Below are 15,925 nucleotides of genomic sequence, written 5' to 3'. Positions count from 1 at the left end.
CCACGGTCGCGACTGACGCTTCCCCATGCTCACATCAACGAGCGATCAAGCGGACAGTCACATGATCAACCCGCTTTTGTTAGAGCCAGTTAGAGGCAGCCAGGCCGACGGCCAGCATGTTCGTGCATGAACATCTGCCGACCCTGCTCATCGGCGTCGCGGCCGCTGAACTGCTCCTACTTCTCACCGACTTCTACTGAGCCGGGGATCGGTGCTCCGCCGGCCGGAGGCCCGATCCTCCGCTCAGCGCGCAGGGGTCCGCAGGGCTGCGTTGAGAAGTTCGGGCACGGTCTCGGGCGGTACGACACGCATGGCCACGTAGGTGAGCACGAGGGTGACGATCGCAGTGAGGGCGATCCGGACGATGCCGGTGACCTCAGTGTCCTTGGCCTTGTCCATGGCCCGCGTGACGATGACCGCCAGAATCAGCAGGGCCAGCAGGAGGAGAACGATCATGATGGCTGTGTTCCTTCGACGAGAGGGTGTTCACCTCTCGGTCCCGGGCTCCAGCCCCACCGGCAAAGAATCTCAGAAGTCTGACCGGGAGTCCCGCTGAACGGCACGGCGCCGCTGCTCGGCAGCCAGCCGTCTGGTCTTCCGGCGGACGCGTTCGCCGAGGGCCTCGGGGTCGGCGGCGCCGGCCGCGGCCTCGGTCCAGGTGGTGCCTTCACCCGCGGCGTAGGCGAACACGATCTGCTGCTCGAGCGGGTCGAGGCCACGCAGCACCCTGTTGAGCCGCTCGTCCTCGTACACTCCGTCCGATGTGTGGGCCAGGTAGTCCACCTCGGTGGTGACCAGGTCGTACAACGACAACCCGTCGCCCAGGTCCGCATCCAGCGACAGGACCCGCCCGTGCCGGGTCCTGCGCCGCCACAGGGGCACCAGTCGGCGGTGCACCGTGCAGGCTTCCGCTTTCAGAGCGCCGAGCGCCGTGAAGGGCAACTGCCCGCTCTGCCACAGCGGATCGCACCAGTGGCCGGCCAGGGCGGTGGAGACGGCCTCCCGCCACCGGTCGCTGCGGGGCACCATCAGCACCCCGGCGGCGATGTGGTCGATGGAGGCGTCCTGATCGGCCGGAGGGAGGGGGCTTCTCGTTGCGCCGGTCCTCCGGCCGTAGACGGCGCTGCGGATCATGATGGCCTGCGCGAGGTCCGGCGGACACCCTGGAAGCCCCATGAGCCTCGGCAGAGTGATGACCAGCCCGAGGGCGCTGAGAGGACGGGGAAATCCGTCCCGGCGTTTCAAGCGGATGCCGTCCGGTGTGGCGGCGATGAACTCGTTCCTGTCTCCAGCACGGTGTCCGGGGACGACGAGGTAGTACTCGGGGTTCATTACGTGTTGCTCCTTGCCCGGTCGGGACCTTCCATCTCTCGGTCCCGAGGAACGGGGCCACTGGCAATGAATCTTCGCCGCGTCGGTGTGATCCGGGTCACGGCCTGAAAGGAGGCGGTACCAGGAGGTCGAGGTGCTCCAGTCGGTGGCGGCTGCGGCGTGGACCAGCTCGGTGCGGATGGCCGCTCTACAGGAGCCCGCGCTGCTGTGCCCACTGGGCGACGGCCCCGGAGTTGCGCTGGGAGAAGTGGTCGGGCCGGAGTTCCCCGGTGCGGGTGATGAGGCCGGTCTCGGGATAGCCGTAAGCCTGAAGCAGTTCGTCCGCGAGTGCGGCAGTGGCTTGGAGGAGACCGCGGTCGAGGTCGGCGAGGTTGTCCACGAGCACGCCGGCATCGGCGGTCGCGCAGGGGTGGGAATCACCTGTGAGGGGCCGCGGACGGCCTGTTGCCGGATCGATCCGGTCGACGCGGAAGGGCGCGACGGGCGGTCGGTCGAGGTCCAGGACTCTGGCCTGGGTGGGATGAGCGGCGATGTCTGCCACCAGGGCGACCCTGACGTGTGCGGGACCGCTGGCACCCGCGCGGTCGCGTGCGTGGGCGGCCAGAAAGGGGAGCGCGCAGAGCAACGGATACACCACGTCTCCGGGTTCTGCGGTGTGCAGCTGGACGTCCTCGTATTCGTCCACGTGGATCCGCCCGTTCAGGCTGATCGCGACGGCGGCGCTACCGTCGCGGTGCAGCTCTGCCCGGGCGGAGTACCGGCCGCTGCCTTCCGCCACGATCAGTCGGCGGGGGCCGACGGTCACGCTCCCGAAGTTGCGTCCTTCCTGGCCGAGATGGAGTTGCGTGGCCAGGAGTTCTTCCCGGTAGCGGATGAAGCGGTCCGAGTCGATGACCATGTCGCTGGCCTGCTCCGGGACCAGGATGACGATCAGATGCGGTGTGGTCCGCGATGCCACGGCATCGACGAGGTCCTCTTCGACGTCGGCCAGGCGCCGGTCGCGCTCGGCGGCTGCTGTGTAGCGGGCCCGGTAGGAGGTGGCCACATCCGTCTCGGTGAGCCACTCGGTCTGGCTGCCGCCCCGCCGCGGATAACGAAGGGTATCCCTGGACAGCTTGGTCGGACGGGCCGTGACGGCGTGTGGGGCGTAAGGGCTGCGAGGAACGGCGAGTAGCAGGAAACCGGTTCCGGGAGCGACCGGGTTGTGGACGGGGATGGCCTCGTAGGGGACAGGCGGTGCCGTGTTATTCGCGATGACCTGGCGGCTGTGCCGCAGGTGCCGGTCGTCGAGGTCGACGTCGAACACCTTGCTGGGCACCCCCTTGTTCTCGGCCATGCCCAGCACGAGAAGGCCGCCGGTGTGGTTGGCGAAGGCGGCGACGTCCTTGGCCAGTTCTTCCCGGGCTTCGTCACCGTTGCCGTAGTGCTCGCGTTTGTAGTCGAGGTCTTCGGCCTTGGCTGCGTCGACGTTGTCGATCAGATCGGCGATGCTGCGGTAGTCCACGCTGTCGAGCCGTCCGCCCAGCAGATCTTCGAGCCTGCGCAGTCGCGTCACCATGGGCTGACCCTAAGCGGACGACGAGTTGCCTCCGGGGCTTGGGCGATGCGGCGGCGTTGTTCCGCGGCGAGGCGTTTTGCCTTGCGGCGGACCCGTTCCCCGAAGGCAGTTGGGTCAGTGGCGCCAGCTGCGGCTGCGGCCTCGGTCCAGGTGGTGCCCTCTCCCTCGGCATACGCGAACACGACCTGCCGCTCGAGCGGATCGAGGCCGAGCAGGAGGGCGTTGAGCCGCTCGTCGTCGAACACTCCGCCTGCTGTGTGCCTCAGGTAGTCGACGTCGGCGGCGACCAGGTCGTGCAGCGACAGCCCGCCGAGGTCGGCGTCGAGGGACAGCACGCGACCGTGCCGGATACGCCGCCGCCAGAGCGGTACGAGTTGTGTGTGGAGCGCGCGCGTCTCTGCCCGTAGGGCGGCAATGGACGCGAACTGCCCGGCTGATCCGGGATGTTCGAGCTTGCACCATGGGCCCAGGAGGGCGGTCGACACGGCGGTTCGCCATCGCTCGCTGGAGGGGAGTGCCAACGCTTTGGCGCAGAGTGCGTCGATGTTCCGGTCGATCACGTATGCGGTTGTGGTCCCGAGGAACTCGTCGACCGGGGTGGTGAGCAGGTAGCGACACCGCAGGGCTTCGCTCCCATCGCTGCGGCGCGGGCGGAACCACGTGAGTCCCATCCGATCGGCAAGCCGGACGGAGGTCTCGACCGACCGGCGTCCGTTGATCACACCGAGATCCGTGGGAAATGGAAGGGCGCGCCAATAGACAGCGCTCTCTCGTATGCGCTTGGAGAGGCCTGGGTCGCGGGAACGCTTGCGGAAGCGGGGCGTCGTCATGGTCATGGGCCGGAGGTTGAAACCAGGCATGGGGTGTACTCCTGCGTGTGTAGGGGGAGTTCCTCTCTCGGTCCTGAGCGGCAGGCCGACCGGCAATCCTCTTCTGTGACCCCAGTCACACACGGTCGGCCCGGGATCCATCGCCATGCCGCAGGAGTGTCGCTGCGGAGAGAACTTACTGCTCGTGGCAGTGGTGGTGGCGGTAAGCGGGGTGTTCAGGGGCTTGGGGCGGGGTCTTGCTGCTGGGGTGAGTCTTGCGCGGGTCCAGGTCAGGGCTTCGGCGTAGTCGCGTGACGCCCGCTTTGTGATCATCCGAGGCCGAGGGGGCGCCGCGGGCTTTGCGGCCCAGGCTGGTCGCGATGTTGTTCACCCCGACCGCTCCAGGGTTCCGATGCCGCGGTTGCGCCAGGTGGCCATGGCTCGGGGCGCGTTGCCGGTCCGCACCTGCGAGGCGTCCTCGACAAAGGGGGAGTCACGGACGTGCTGCAGGGCCTCGACCTTCCAGTGGTCCCGGATGAGGCAGCCGAGTTGGGTCGGGGTGGCCTACTCACAGGCTGTGTGCCTGTAGGGACCGCGGTTCCGTGAGCACTGCGTCCTGCGGAAACGTCGGATTCCGCGTGTGGTGAGCACTGCTCGGGGGTGTTGATCATGAGCAGGATGCCCCGCTGAGGTGCCCACGGCGGCAGGAACTGACCGACCCCCAGATTCCCGACGGTAAGCGCGTGTTGAGGAGTCCCAGCCGTCGTGGAAGTTTCACGGGCACCTGAGCCGCAAGTCCGGACGTGGGGACAGGAGCGTGCAGCCGTTGGCCGCCACGTGCGCGAGTTCGTTAGGCGTCGGCGAGAAGGGGGTCGTACGGGGTGCTCGTGCGGCGGCCCGACATGAAGGAGAGGAAGTCACCCACGAAGGTGCTCCGGCCGTAGGCGCCGTCAGTGGCGGTGAGGTCGCGGTGGAAGGCGGTGCGGAAGAGGGTCCTGTACTCGTCGGCATCGATGCTCCCGCTTCCGTCCTTGTCGGTGGCGTCGAAGAGCACCTCGGCGACGCGGATGAGCGCGGGTCCGGAGAGGTAGGGGATGGCGGCGGCGTACTCGTCGGCGCTGACGCGGCCGTCGCCGTCCGTGTCGAGGGCGGCCTGGAGCTCGCGCCACCAGGCGGCGAAGGCGTCGTAGAGCCGGGTCTCCTCGGGTTCGTCCAGGTCGAGGCGGGTGGACAGTTCACGTGCCATGGCGGCGAGGTCAGGCCAGTCGAGGTGGCCGTCGCCGGTCTGGTCCAGCACCTGGCGGAAGAACTCCCCCGCCGAGCGTCGGCCCTCTCCCGTGCCCGCGTAAGGCGCCGGGTCCGGGCCGGGGCCAGCGTCGCCGCCCAGTGGTGTGAGGAGACGGAGCAGGGCCGACGCCCGCTTCATGCGGGCGCGCAGAGCGGCCACGGTGCGGGCGCGGGGGTCGTCGCTGCCAGGCGAGAGGGAGAGGACTTCGATGATGCTTTCGGCGCTGATCCAGCCCTCGGGTAGGAAGCGGGCGAGCCCGGCGGTGAGGTAGGCGCCTTGCATGAGGGTCTGGGCACCGGGCATCTCCGGCAGCCCGGCCCTGCGCCGGTATGGCTCGGGGAGCGAGGCGACGGTGATCGCGCCGAGGAGCGGGCCGGCGACGGCCCGGCCGGCCGCCCACAGCGTCGGTGCGCCGTCGAGCAGTGCTGGGGCGGGCAGGTGGTCGAAGAGCCGGTAGAGGATGACGCGGGCCGCTTCGGTGTTCTCGAGCTCGTTTTCGACGACCCTGTCGAAGTATCGCCAGAAGTCGTTCAGGTCCTCGGGGAGTTCTGCGGCGTCACCGTCGAGCGCGGCGAGGTACGTGCGGTATTCGGCGTACATCCGTTCCATCGTGTCCTGGTCGAGCGGCTGGCCGCTCAGTCGGCACATGGTGACGGCGCTCTCGAAGAGGGTGGCGACCACCCAGGCCCGGGTCGCGCGGTCCATCGCGTCGTAGGCGCGCCCGCGGGAGTCGGAGCCGCTCATGCGGGCGTGCAGCCGGTTGAGCCGGGCGGCTTCTCGTTCGCGTTCCGCCAAGTCGGTGGCGAACATGCGCCGCATGCTGAGGAAGGTGTTGCGCAGTCGGCGCCAGGGGTGGGCGACGAAGGTGGAGTTGTCGACGAGGGCAGCGCCGATCTGCGGGTGAGCGGCCTCCAACACGGTGGCGCGGATGATGGCCAGCGCCCAGCGCGGGTCGTCGAAGAAGGCGCTGAACTGCGATTCCGGGGCGAACAGGGGTGCCTCGTCGGCCGTGTCCGTGGTTTCGGTGGTCATGATGGTTCTCCGTTCGTCCGGGGCGGCACGCCGCCGAAGCGGCGGTCGCGGCGCCGGTAGGTATGTAGGCAAGTGAGGAACTCGGGGGCTCGGAAGTCCGGCCAGAGCACTTCGGGGAAGATCCACTCGGCGTAGGCAACCTGCCAGAGCATGAAGTTGGAGATGCGCTGCTCGCCGGAGGTGCGGATGGCGAGGTCCACGTCGGGGGTGTCGGGGAACGGCAGGTGGTCCGCGAAGAGCCGTTCGGTCACCTCATCAGCGGGCGTCTTGCTGCGGATCAGCGACCTTGCGGCCTCCACGATGTCCCGGCGCCCGCCGTGGTCGAAGGCCACGGTCAGCGTCATCCCCCGGTTGTCGGCGGTCAGCGCCGCCAGATCGTCGAAGTCCCAAGCCAGTTCACGGGGGATACGCGGGTCGGCGACCCCGAGGAAGCGACAGCGGATGCCACGGGCCAGCAGCAACGGGGCATGCTTCCGCACGACCCGGCGGACCAAGCGCATCAGATAGTCGACCTCTGTGCCTGGTCGGTCCCAGTTCTCGGTGGAGAAGGCGTACAGGCTGAGCCACTCGACACCGGCAGCCCGGGCCGCCTCGATGATGTCGATGACGGTCGTCTCCGCAGCCCGGTGGCCCGCCGTCCGGGGAAGCGAACGCCGCTGCGCCCAGCGGCCGTTGCCGTCCATCACGCAGGCTACGTGTCGCGGCACCGCACGCATCGGCCTGTCGTCCTGCCGCAGCTCGTCGCCGTACTGTTCGCCCGGCCGGTCTTTCGTGGCCGGCCGGGCGGGCGGGACGCCGTGGTCAGTCACGCCCAGCCCCGTCTCACCCGGAACGGCACGGTCGGCCCTACCGCGCTCGGTCACGCCCACCCCGTCTCGCCCATACCCACGCCCCACCGGCGTGTTCCCTCCCAGAGTCTGACGGCGCGAAAGAGTCCTGACCGGCCAATCGGGTGACTGTCACCATTGGCTCAGTCGTCCGATTCCCGCGTTCTGGCGGTAGCTTCTCCGCTGACCGCGATCGACGACCCCGTCCGCGCCAGCACGACCCGTCTCTTTCTCAACGGGTGCAGCAAGGGGGTGGGGAAAACATCAGCCGGATGGGGTCGGCGCTGTGCCGGTCCTCGTCCACGATGAGGTCCACGCGCAGGCGGGAGGCGGGGAAGGCCGACTCGCTGGAAGATCAGTTGGACGGCGGCGCTATTGGGCGGGGATGGAATCGTCGACGGCGGTGTTGCGGTTGACGAAGAGGTGGGGGTTGGAGCTGTCGGGCCAGCGGTGGTGGCGCTGGAGTTCCCATGATGTGGCCAGGCGCAGGGTGAAGGCGTCGAGGTAGACGATGTCGGCCATGCTTCCTGCCCGAAGTAGGCGTAGTCGACCTTTGCTGCGATCGAGGTCCGTTCGCTCGAGGTAGACGAACTGTTCGGGGAAGCGGGCGTAGATGGCGACGAGGGCGACCGTGAGGCGTTCGCGGGGAGCGTCGAGCTGTCCAAGGGGGCCGACAGCTACTGAACGTAGTGACTCCTCATGATCACGCGGAAATGCTCATGAAAACGTGGATCGTACAGTGCTTATTCGGCGTGAGTGGGGCGCAGGAGGGCGTGGGTAAGCTGTTCAGTCTCCGATTCGAGGTAGCAGTCGAGGGCGCGGTTGATCTGCTGGATCCGAGTGATGGCGGCGTGCAGCTCGGGCCGGTTCCCGGCGGCGTGCTCGATGCATATCCAGTCGCGGTAGAGGAGTTCGGCGCTGTCGTCGGCGCTGAGGCCGGTGGTGATGGCGTGGCGGGCCGCGGTGAGGTCGTGGTGGGGGCCCGGCGGGGTGCGGTGGGTGGCGATGGTGTGGGCGACGTCGATGATCCGGGTGATCATTTCCTGCTGGTGGGGCTCGGCCCAGGGCAGCGGCCTGCTTCCGAACGGCCGGCCTTGCACCAGGCCAAGCGCTCTCTCCAGGTCGGGCAGTGCCGCCAGGCCGTGCGAGAGGGCGCATTCGGCGAACTCGACGAAGCGTGTCCAGTCGCATCGCACGCTCGCGGCGAGCTGATGGGGATCCTCCCCGGAACTACGGCGTCGTGGCACGTAGGCGTGGCGTGTCGGGTCGTTGCCCAGAGCCCGGCGCGGGCCTCGCATCCGAGCGTTGAGTGTGGCGGCGGTCCAGGGACTGGCCGGGTCCATGTCCGTGCACAGTGCATCAGCGCTGCGACCTGGCCGGAAGTACAGCAGTGCGGCAAGTCGTGCCTGTCCGGGACCGTGGCCGGTACTGGCAGGTCCCGTTACGGCCGAGGTGACGGGACCGGTGCTGTGCCTCCGCGGGGAGCGGATGTCCTGTGCGCCCTACCCACCCTGGCGCGCTGCTTCGCAGCGGGCTTGGGCCAGGGGTGGCACCCGCTGTCCGGCGCTGGCCGCCAAGGTGGGAGGCGCGGCGGGACGATCAGTGCTGATGGTTGCCGAAGTCCGGGCCGGACAGGGAGCCGTCGTGGCCCTGGCGCTCATTGCCCTCGTCGTCGGAGCGCTGACATCCCTGGGCGTAGTAGCCCTGGCCGTGGCCCGCACCAGCCACGATCCAGCACGCGCTCGACGAGTGGCCGTCGTCGCCCTGTCCGTCCCCGCCGTGCGCCAGCGCCGAGGCCGAACCGCCAAGAACAAGACCGGCCGACAGAACCGTGGCCGCCATAATGGTACGCATGCGCATGAAAAGACTCCCTGTTCGATGAGTTGAAGGGTCGTCCTCAGCAATGGCCCTCAGACGGGAGCGGCAAACCTGCCCATACCCGTTCAGCTCACCGATATCGCCACCATGCTGCGGGCCGCCGGTACGCCGGAGGCAGCCGCGAAGGTCGAGCCCGTACCGCTCGGGCGGATCCGGCCAGGGCACCCCCGTCCGGGCCCGGAACAGCACCCCGTTGATCACCAGATTTGAGACGGGTGCCATCCCCCGCCCCGGGGCCGTCCGCGCGTAGCTGGCAAGAGCTATAACCTGTTCGAGTTGCCCGCCGGACGTTTGGGTAACTCAGGCCCCGCAATATGCCCGTCGGACCCTTGATGGTTGCTGTTCAGGGCAGCTCTCGTTCGGCCCCCTTTTGTCAGTCCGCCAGGTCCGAGCGTCTGGCCGTCCCGCGGGAGCATCTGCGGCCGACCTGGCTGGAGCCGGTCGTCCACACATTGTCATTCCACAGTGAGTTGTCCCGCGGCCGACGTCTGAGCGCCGACGACCGCAGCCGGTCGCTTGCCGACTACTTCACCGGCAGAAGCGGCAGAGCGGTGAGCCCGCCGGGCGGCGGGACGGGCGGAAGGGTGAACGTCGGACGGGTCAGCGGCGGAAGCGTCGCCTCAGGCCAGACGGTCTGCGTGTTGGGCAGTGGGGAGAACGGTGGTGGATCGGTGCGGGGCGGGGAGATGACGGTGTGGACGAAGATGCTCGCCGCCAGGACCAGGAACGTTCCGATCAGCATGGTCTTGGCTCTGAACAGCAGGAATGCCCTGTTGAGCTGCGGTGGTTCTATCGGCACTGTGGCGCCGGCGTGTGCGGGGTCCGCGCCACCGACCGGGCGCATGGCGTCCTGTAGGGCCTCGACCAGTTCGGGGAGGTCCCGCAGAAGACCCGCGGCGGGAGGGCGTGTGCTCACGGTCGGTCGGTGGGCGCTGTCCGGATCGCCGTCGGGGCACAGGGCCGCCAGCCGGACCGCCAGCGGCGGGTGACTGCCGAGCCCGTCCTTGGAGACGACCTTCAGTGCCGAGGTTCTCCTGCCGTCCGCGAAGGGCCGGCCCGCCGGATCGGCGAGCCGGTCCGCGAAGTCCCGGAACACGCCGTCGGGAAGCATCAACCGGGGCAGCGACCCGGCGCCGCCTTTCCCTGCCGCCGGCGCCGATGGACCCTCCGGCTGGGCCCGGTTCTCGATGAACTCGTCCCAGAGCGGTGCCAGGGCGTGCACTGTCCGCAGGGCCTGCGCGAACGTGTGCGCGCCGGCGATCCGGGCCGCCGCGGCGTCCGCTTCGAGCTCCTGACTGCGCCGTACGGCCAAGGTCTGGCGCAGGTAGACACTGTTGTACGCCTCGGTGAGATTCAGGAGCAGTCGCACCGGCGTTTTGACGCTGGTCCGGTCGGTCTCCATCACCTTCAGAAGACGGACCGTACGTTCCAGCGCGAGGCTGCCGCGGTGGCTGACAGCCGCCAGCCGGGTGTGCCGGCCCGCGTAGTGCCCCAGTTCGTGGCACAGGACGGCGCGCAGCTCGTCCCTGGTGAGGCCGAGGAGCAGGGGCAAGCCCAGGTCCAGGGTGCGGGGGCCTCCGACCAGGCCCAGAAGCTTGCTGCGTTCGCTGGCGTAGGCGTAGGCGTTGACGCTGTCGGCCAGGCGCATTGTCGCGGGTGCGGCGGTGTCCAGCTCGTCGGCGAGCTGCACGGTCAGAGCCCACAGTTCGGGCTGCTGTTGTGGGGTCAGCACGATCCGGGGGCCTTCGGCCACGTTGGCGGATGTCACGGCGAGCAGCCCGTAGGCCAGGGTGGAGGCGGGGACCACGGTGAGGGAGCCCAGCACGGCGAATTGCCAGATTTCTGTGGTCAGGATGGCGATGAGCAGCAGGAGTTGGGTGGCCAGGACGGCGACGGCGAGCATGTGGACTCCGGCCAGCAGGGCGCAGCCGAGTAGAGCGCGCGATGTGGTCGCCGCCTGCTTCGTCCCGGTCACTTGCGCCCCGTGCCTTCGCCTTGCCGGCCGGCAAGGTCGGCCCGGCCTTGGCTCGTCGACCAGCCCGTCCAGCCGCTCGGCGCGAAAACGCCGACGCCACTTGCGGACCGTGTCCGCGGCCACCCGCAACTCCCGGGCCACCGCGATGATCGGCGATGCTTCCGGACCCGCACACGCCAGCACAATCCGTGCCCGCAAAGCCAGGGACTGGGCCGATGTCGCCCGATGCGTCCACCGCTCCAGCTCCGCCCGCTCCTCCGCGGACAGCAACAACGGTTCAAGCTTCGGGCCCCGACGAGGAACTGACGCACCAGCAGCAGAAGTCGCTGAGTGCGTTGTGGCAAACCGGATTTTGTTCGAGGTGTGCGGTGCGGGTGATCATCTGGACAGGGGTAGGGGCGCGGCGGTGGGCATGGAAGAACGGGCCTCTTGGTAGTGACGCGGTTATGACACCCAGCATGACCAAGGAAGCCCGTTGCCTGATCAGTTGAGCAGTACCACTGTGCCTGTGTCCAGCGCGCTCACCTCTGGGTGTGACTGCTACGTGCCTGTGTCGGCGAACGCGCCGGAGCCCTTCGCGACTCGACCGCGGCGCGCGGCTCTCCCAAGCTGCGGCCCCCTCCACGAGGGTGGTGGCGTGAACGCGTTCGACCAGGTCACGGTGGCGGTAGAAGAAGGGAGTCATCGTGTTCGGCATGGGACCGCACCTCGAGACCCCGGGCGTAAGGGAAACCGCCCGCCCCGGACCGGACCACCACGGGGAGTGGTGTCGCCGCCTCGCCGCCGTGGACGCGAACGCGGTAACCCAGCCCGCCCAACACCGTTCGAGGCAGGCGCAGTGAACAGGAATGGATCTACGACCCACTCCCGCTCACTATGTGGGAACGGTACTTTGCCGTGTACGGGCTCTACATCCGGACTGCCGGCAGGGCGGGATGTCGGCCGATCGACAGCTCCGGGGGGTCTGTATGCGTTGGATCGGCAAGCGACGGAACGGCACTCCGGAGTCCGGTGAGTCGGCGGCCGAGGTGGTCGCGCGATTGCGGGAGGGCAGTACCTCGGCCGAGCAGGACGGTCGGCAGGGCAGGCCCGGCAAGGCGGTGAAGCGGTACCGCGAACTGGTCGTTCGTGCGACGGCTGCGCCCGGGCCGGACGACCCCAACACCCTGGCCCTGCGGCACCAACTCGCTCACTGGACAGGGGAGTCGGGCGACCCGGAGGGCGCGGTGCAGCTGTTCGCGCAGCTCCTCTCCGACCGTGAGCGGCTCCAGGGGCCGCGGCATCAGGACACCGGCCTGGCCCGCCACCAGCTCGCCCACTGGCATGGCCGGGCAGGGCGGGCCGAGGAAGCCGTACGCCGTTACGAGGAGATGCACCGCTTTGCCGAGCAGGAGGACCGTACCGAGGCCGCGCTCAACCTGCTCTGCGACATGGGCCACTGGCAGCAGCAGGCCGGCGACAACGCGGCGGCGCTGCGCACCTTCACCCGGATGCTGAAGACCGCCGAGGGCGAGCTCGGTTCGCAGCACCGGCTCACCGGTATCGCCCGACAGCGTTATGCCGAACTCGCCGGCGGGCTGCCCTTCGGTCATGAGCGGGGGCACGACAGCCTGGAGGGGCTCGTCGCGGCGACCGCGGAGATCGAGCGGAGCGGTGACCTGCGGAGGGCCGCCCGCATGTACGGTCAAATAGCGGAGAAATGTGAGGAGTTGTACGGCGCGGGCAGTGGCCGGAGGCTCGGCGCGCTAGTGTCGCAGGCGAAGGTGGCCATGCAGACGGATGACCCAGAAGGCCTGGCCGAAGCCGTTGTCTGTTTCGGGAAAGTGCTCGCGTGCATGGAGCTACGGGGAGAGGGCCCGGGTTCTCCCGAGTACGACACGCTGTCCCAGCAACGCGATGGACTCGCTCGGGCAGCCGGGACGACGGAATTGCACATCGGCGACACGGCGGGAACCCTGCTCGCCAGGCAGGTGCAGGCGGCACCCGCCACGGCCTTCGGGTTGCTGGCACGTGAAGCCCGCGCCCGGTATATCGCCCGGGTCTTCCCGGTCAGCGGTGATACCGATGACACGCGACCGCACCGGGTCAGCGTCGCGCAGTGGCGCACCGTGATCCAGCACGTGGCCGACCAGGGGTGCGAGGCCCGCGCCTTCTACTTCGCCCGTGCGGACCGTCGGCCGATACCCGAGGAGATCGCTCTGTGCGAGCGGCTGGGGCTGCTCGGCGTCTACGTCTCCAGTGAGGGCGCCAGCAATGTCAACGTGCAGGCTTACTCCTTCCGGGACGGCACGGCCCATTCGGTGTCGATCGTCGTGGTGGACGACGAGCCGGCGGAGCCGGAACCCGCCCCCGAGCGTGCCCAGGGTGGTCCCACGGACGTCCATGCGGAAGCCGAGGCCCTGGGGGAGTGGCGGCAGGTGGCGCGGGCCACGTCCGCGCGGACGATGGAGGATCCGGCGGCCTTCGGTCCCTACGAGGTCCTGGAGCGCGTCGGGGAGGGCGGGTTCGGTCGCGTCTACCTCTGCCAGGATCCGGACGGCGTCATGGTGGCGGTCAAGACCCTGCACGCGGAGTACGCGGCCGACTCCTCGATCCGAGATGGGTTCACGCACGAGGTGCAGGCGGCCCGGCGGGTCAGCGGCCGGTTCACCGTGCCCGTGATTGCCGCCGACACCAGCGGCGAGACCCCCTGGATGGCCGTGCCGTTCGTGGCCGCGCCCTCGCTGCAGGAGGTGGCCGAGCGGTGCGGCGCCCTGGATACCGCCACCGTCCGCGGCATCGGTGCGGGCATTGCCTCCGCGCTCAGCGCCATTCACGCCGAGGGCATCGTGCATCTCGACCTCAAACCCGCGAACGTGCTGCTGACCGAGGACGGCCCCCGCGTCATCGACTTTGGTATCGCGCAGATCGAGCGGCTGACCGAGCCCCGGAGCGGGTTCGCCGGTACGTACGCCTACGCCTCGCCCGAACAGATCCGGGAGCACCAGCAGTTGACTCCGGCCAGTGACGTGTTCTCCCTCGGCACGCTCCTCGCCCGCCTCGCCCTGGGGCGCCTTCCCTGGGGCAGGAAGGTTCTCGCCGTGATGAGCAACATCTGCGACGGCACGCCCGACCTGGGGGGTCTGCCCGCCGAACTGGAGCAGGTCGTGCGGTCGTGTCTGCAGGCCGATCCGGCCCGGCGGCCGACCCCCGCCGAGGTCGCCGCGGCCCTCGCGGTCGGACCTGCGGGCGCATCCCTCAGACCGGAGGCGGAACGCTGCGCCCCGCCGCCCCTGCCCGCCGAGGCAACGACCCTCATCCGCGAGCACGCCGCTCTCCCGGCCACCCGCCGCTTCGAGACGCTCGTCCACACTCGGCTCGAGGGACCGGACGACACCACGGTCGCCGCACGGCTGGCGACTGGCGGCGACACCAGTGACACACCACCCGAGGCCCGCACCCCCGACACCGCGGCCCGGGACCTCGAAGCCCAAGTCCTCGCCTGGGAACGCGAAGGCGGCTCGAAGTCGACCGACCAGGTACGCCGGGAATGCGGCGCCTTCGCCGCGGAGGCGCGCTCCCGGCTCGGCGAGGACCACCCCCTGGCCCTGCGCCTCAAGGTCTCCCACGCCATGCTCGGCTACGACGGGACAAGCGGAACGGCTTACGCCGAACGCGTCGTGGACGAGGTCGCCGTACGTCTCGGTGACGGCCATCCCACGGTCCGGGACGCTCGTTCGCTGCTGGCGGCGCTGAGGTCCGCCCAGCCGGGCTGAGTGCGTTGTGGCAAACCGGATTTCGTTCGAGGTGTGCGGTGCGGGTGATCATCTGGACAGGGGTAGGGGCGCGGCGGTGGGCAAATGGAAGAACGGGCCTCTTGGTAGTGACGCGGTTACGACACCCAGTACGACCAAGGAAGCCCGTTGCCTGATCAGTTGAGCAGTACCACTGTGCCTGCGTCCACCGCGCTCACCGCTGGGTGTGACTGCTACGTGCACCGGTTCGGTTGGGTCTGCTGCACGATCGGGTGACATCTTGACCTGCCCCAGGTCCTGGGTTCCAGTTCTGGTGGCTAACTGACAGTCCTTCACGGAAGGCTGGCAGTCATGCCTCGCCCTTATCCTCCGGAGTTCTGGGCACGTGCCGTCGCGCTGGTCCGCGCCGGCAAGCAGGCCAAGCAGACCGCGGTCGAGCTCGGCATCCATCCCGTCACGTTGTCGAAGTGGTTGCGGCAGGACGACATCGACAACGGGCGGCGACTGGGAACGCCGTCGAGCGAGTCCGCTGAGCTGCGGGCCGCTCGCCGGCGGATCCGTGAGCTGGAAACCGAGCTGGGGATCGTCCGGCAGGCGGCGAAGTTCCTTGACGAGGACAAGCCCCGCCCAAAAGGCTCTACCCGGTGATCGACCGACTCGTCGATGCCGGGGCACCGGTCGACCGATGCTGCCGGATCCTTGGCGTCACCCGGCAGAACTACTACAAGCACAAGCGCACCCCGACCACACCGCGGCAGCTACGGCGGGACTGGCTGACCGGGCTGATCCGGCAGGTCCACGTCGCCTCCCACGGTACCTACGGCTACCGCCGTATCCACGCCGAGCTCACCCTCGGCATGTGGCATCCAGGTCTGCTCCAGGACCGTGTCGGTGCTGATGACGCAGGCCGGGATCCACGGCCTGCCCGGACCGGTGCGCGTGAAGCACCTGCGTGGCATCGTCACCGCCGAGGACCTGGTCAATCGCAAGTTCCATCGGCTGCGTCCCGACGAGCTGTGGGTCACCGACACCACGCAGCACCGCACCAGGGAAGGATGGGTCTACTTGCGCGGCGGTCCTGGACGCGTTCAGCCGCAGGATCGTGGGCTGGTCCATCGACTCCAGGCAGGACTCCACCCTCGTGGTCAACGCGTTGGACATGGCCATCCGCAACCGCCGCCCTGAGCCGGGCGGGATCGTTCACGCCGATCACGGAACCCAGTTCACCTCCTGGGTCTTCGGGGAGCGGATCCGCTCCGCCGGCCTTCTGCCGTCGTTCGGCACCGTCGGGGACGGCCTGGACAACGCGATGATGGAGTCGTTCTGGTCCTCGATGCAGATCGAACTGCTCAACCGTCGGCGGTTGAAGACCCGGGGCGAACAAAGCTGCACCAGACCTGGGGCTTGGTGGGTGGGGTGTGTTGCGTGGGGGGGTGTATGTCGGGGTGTTGGCGGGTTCGGGTTGGGGTGTGGGCTGTGTCGGGGGTGGGCT

General features: G+C 69.0%; 11 protein-coding genes and 3 pseudogenes. 2 read left to right on the top strand and 12 right to left on the bottom strand.

Translation table 11 applies throughout. The features are described 5' to 3' along the window. Positions 1-243: 243 nt before the first annotated feature. The 12 genes and pseudogenes from ACIBLC_RS41710 to ACIBLC_RS41655 form a co-directional block, all read right to left on the bottom strand. Positions 244-456, bottom strand: coding sequence for a hypothetical protein (locus tag ACIBLC_RS41710; RefSeq protein ID WP_399216706.1), 213 nt, complete (start codon positions 454-456; stop codon positions 244-246). A 72-nt stretch (positions 457-528) separates the two neighbouring features. Continuing rightward, the gene (locus tag ACIBLC_RS41705; protein WP_399216705.1) at positions 529-1,332 is read right to left on the bottom strand and encodes a hypothetical protein; all 804 of its coding nucleotides are present in this window, start codon (positions 1,330-1,332) and stop codon (positions 529-531) included. 187 nt (positions 1,333-1,519) lie between these two features. Then, the gene (locus ACIBLC_RS41700) at positions 1,520-2,890 is read right to left on the bottom strand and encodes a helix-turn-helix domain-containing protein (protein ID WP_399216704.1); all 1,371 of its coding nucleotides are present in this window, start codon (positions 2,888-2,890) and stop codon (positions 1,520-1,522) included. Beyond that, positions 2,884-3,726: a hypothetical protein gene (locus ACIBLC_RS41695; RefSeq protein ID WP_399216703.1), complete on the bottom strand. Its 843-nt coding sequence runs from the start codon at positions 3,724-3,726 to the stop codon at positions 2,884-2,886. The genes ACIBLC_RS41700 and ACIBLC_RS41695 overlap by 7 nt, the downstream gene beginning before the upstream one ends. An 823-nt stretch (positions 3,727-4,549) precedes the next feature. Further along, positions 4,550-6,019: an oxygenase MpaB family protein gene (locus tag ACIBLC_RS41690; RefSeq protein ID WP_399216702.1), complete on the bottom strand. Its 1,470-nt coding sequence runs from the start codon at positions 6,017-6,019 to the stop codon at positions 4,550-4,552. Further along, the gene (uppS, locus tag ACIBLC_RS41685; RefSeq protein WP_399216708.1) at positions 6,016-6,735 is read right to left on the bottom strand and encodes a polyprenyl diphosphate synthase; all 720 of its coding nucleotides are present in this window, start codon (positions 6,733-6,735) and stop codon (positions 6,016-6,018) included. The genes ACIBLC_RS41690 and uppS overlap by 4 nt, the downstream gene beginning before the upstream one ends. Before the next feature lie 483 nt (positions 6,736-7,218). After that, entirely contained in the window at positions 7,219-7,368 is a 150-nt protein-coding gene (locus tag ACIBLC_RS41680) for a hypothetical protein (RefSeq protein ID WP_399216701.1), read from the bottom strand. Positions 7,369-7,589: 221 nt separating this feature from the next. Continuing rightward, a complete protein-coding gene (locus tag ACIBLC_RS41675; protein ID WP_399216700.1) occupies positions 7,590-8,144 on the bottom strand; it encodes a bacterial transcriptional activator domain-containing protein in 555 nt (184 codons plus the stop codon). A 301-nt stretch (positions 8,145-8,445) separates the two neighbouring features. Continuing rightward, the gene (locus ACIBLC_RS41670; protein WP_399216709.1) at positions 8,446-8,706 is read right to left on the bottom strand and encodes a hypothetical protein; all 261 of its coding nucleotides are present in this window, start codon (positions 8,704-8,706) and stop codon (positions 8,446-8,448) included. 150 nt (positions 8,707-8,856) lie between these two features. Continuing rightward, positions 8,857-8,957, bottom strand: a pseudogene (locus tag ACIBLC_RS41665) (IS5/IS1182 family transposase); the annotation flags it as partial. Between the two features lie 290 nt (positions 8,958-9,247). Then, positions 9,248-10,699 (bottom strand): M48 family metallopeptidase, encoded by a 1,452-nt coding sequence (locus ACIBLC_RS41660; protein ID WP_399216707.1) that lies wholly within the window; start codon positions 10,697-10,699, stop codon positions 9,248-9,250. Positions 10,700-10,744: 45 nt separating this feature from the next. Beyond that, positions 10,745-10,897, bottom strand: a pseudogene (locus ACIBLC_RS41655) (helix-turn-helix domain-containing protein); the annotation flags it as partial. Positions 10,898-11,667: 770 nt separating this feature from the next. Between ACIBLC_RS41655 and ACIBLC_RS41650 the strand changes: the two are divergent. After that, positions 11,668-14,454: a protein kinase gene (locus tag ACIBLC_RS41650; protein WP_399216699.1), complete on the top strand. Its 2,787-nt coding sequence runs from the start codon at positions 11,668-11,670 to the stop codon at positions 14,452-14,454. 330 nt (positions 14,455-14,784) lie between these two features. Continuing rightward, positions 14,785-15,814 (top strand): annotated as a pseudogene (locus tag ACIBLC_RS41645) (IS3 family transposase); the annotation flags it as partial. Between the last annotated feature and the right edge of the window lie 111 nt (positions 15,815-15,925).

Source organism: Streptomyces sp. NPDC050535 (assembly GCF_044457665.1).
Taxonomy (GTDB): Bacteria; Actinomycetota; Actinomycetes; order Streptomycetales; family Streptomycetaceae; genus Streptomyces.
Note: the sequence above shows the minus strand (reverse complement) of the source record. Positions and strands in the feature narration are given on the sequence as shown.

Coding starts and splice junctions, on each gene's coding strand:
- ACIBLC_RS41710 (WP_399216706.1), bottom strand. CDS start 456: ATGATCGTTCTCCTCCTGCTGGCCCTGCTGATTCTGGCGGTCATCGTC.
- ACIBLC_RS41705 (WP_399216705.1), bottom strand. CDS start 1,332: ATGAACCCCGAGTACTACCTCGTCGTCCCCGGACACCGTGCTGGAGAC.
- ACIBLC_RS41700 (WP_399216704.1), bottom strand. CDS start 2,890: ATGGTGACGCGACTGCGCAGGCTCGAAGATCTGCTGGGCGGACGGCTC.
- ACIBLC_RS41695 (WP_399216703.1), bottom strand. CDS start 3,726: ATGACCATGACGACGCCCCGCTTCCGCAAGCGTTCCCGCGACCCAGGC.
- ACIBLC_RS41690 (WP_399216702.1), bottom strand. CDS start 6,019: ATGACCACCGAAACCACGGACACGGCCGACGAGGCACCCCTGTTCGCC.
- uppS (WP_399216708.1), bottom strand. CDS start 6,735: ATGCGTGCGGTGCCGCGACACGTAGCCTGCGTGATGGACGGCAACGGC.
- ACIBLC_RS41680 (WP_399216701.1), bottom strand. CDS start 7,368: ATGGCCGACATCGTCTACCTCGACGCCTTCACCCTGCGCCTGGCCACA.
- ACIBLC_RS41675 (WP_399216700.1), bottom strand. CDS start 8,144: ATGCGAGGCCCGCGCCGGGCTCTGGGCAACGACCCGACACGCCACGCC.
- ACIBLC_RS41670 (WP_399216709.1), bottom strand. CDS start 8,706: ATGCGCATGCGTACCATTATGGCGGCCACGGTTCTGTCGGCCGGTCTT.
- ACIBLC_RS41650 (WP_399216699.1), top strand. CDS start 11,668: ATGCGTTGGATCGGCAAGCGACGGAACGGCACTCCGGAGTCCGGTGAG.